General features: G+C 26.0%; 1 protein-coding gene (cut by a window edge). It reads right to left on the bottom strand.

From position 1 onward, the window contains the following. Positions 1-1,094 carry part of the coding region annotated (locus G3997_RS06395; RefSeq protein ID WP_296649451.1) for an aldo/keto reductase on the bottom strand (this coding region is incomplete at its 3' end). The annotated region continues 10 nt past the right edge of the window, so 1,094 of the 1,104 annotated nt are shown.

Raw genomic sequence — 1,094 nt, forward strand, 5'->3', positions numbered from 1 at the left:
TATATTATTTTCAAATATATAAGATACCTCTTTTAGCTTTTCTATAATATTTATATGTTGAGGACAATGCTTTTCACACTTTCCACATTTAATACATAATGATGCATTTCTATATTCTTTTTTTAATATATCATAATTAGACTTATATTTTTCAAAACTATCGAACATAGATGCATTGTTCCAAATATTAAAACATTCGGGTATATTTATACTTTTAGGACAATCTATACAGTATTTACATCCTGTACAGTTAACCTTTATTTTTGATTTAAACTCTTCTTTTAATCTATTTATAGTATCCTCTTCATCTTTAGTAATAGATAGCGCTACTCCTTCTTTATCTACTATATCTAAATTTTCTTTAATTTGTTCTAAGTTAGACATACCACTTAAAACTACACTTATATTTGGATTGTTATATAAAAACTTAAATGCCCATCCTGCTGGACTTTTTTTAGTGGATGCATTATCAATAATCTCTATTAGTTTTGTAGATAAGTTATTTACTAATGCTCCTCCTCTAAGTGGTTCCATTATAACAACTCCTAAGTTCTTGCTTGAAGCATATAAAATCCCTTCAGTTCCAGCTTGGTAGTTTTCATCTAAATAATTATATTGTACTTGGGTAAAATCCCATTCATAATCATCTACTATTCTCTTATATACTTCTAGGTTATCATGGAATGAAAATCCTATGTATCTTACCTTATTTTCTTTTTTTATTTTTTCTAAGAATTCAAATAATCCTTGTTCTTTTATATAAGGATATATATTATCATTTAAGTTATGTACTAAATAAAAATCTATATAATCAGTTTGAAGTCTACTTAATTGTTYATTAAATATTCTATCCATATCTTCTCTATTTTTTATTAACCAAGTTGGTAATTTTGTAGCAATATTTACTTTTTCTCTATATCCATCTTTTAAAGCTCTTCCTACAAATCCTTCACTTTCTCCATTATGATATATATATGCTGTATCAATATAGTTTACACCTTTGTCTATAGCATACCTTAGCATACTAGTAGCTTCTTCTTCATTTATTTTTCCATCTATTTCTGGTAATCTCATACATCCAAGTCCTAATATAG

The sequence above is a fragment of the Romboutsia sp. 13368 genome (assembly GCF_018336475.1).
Lineage (GTDB): Bacteria > Bacillota > Clostridia > Peptostreptococcales > Peptostreptococcaceae > Romboutsia.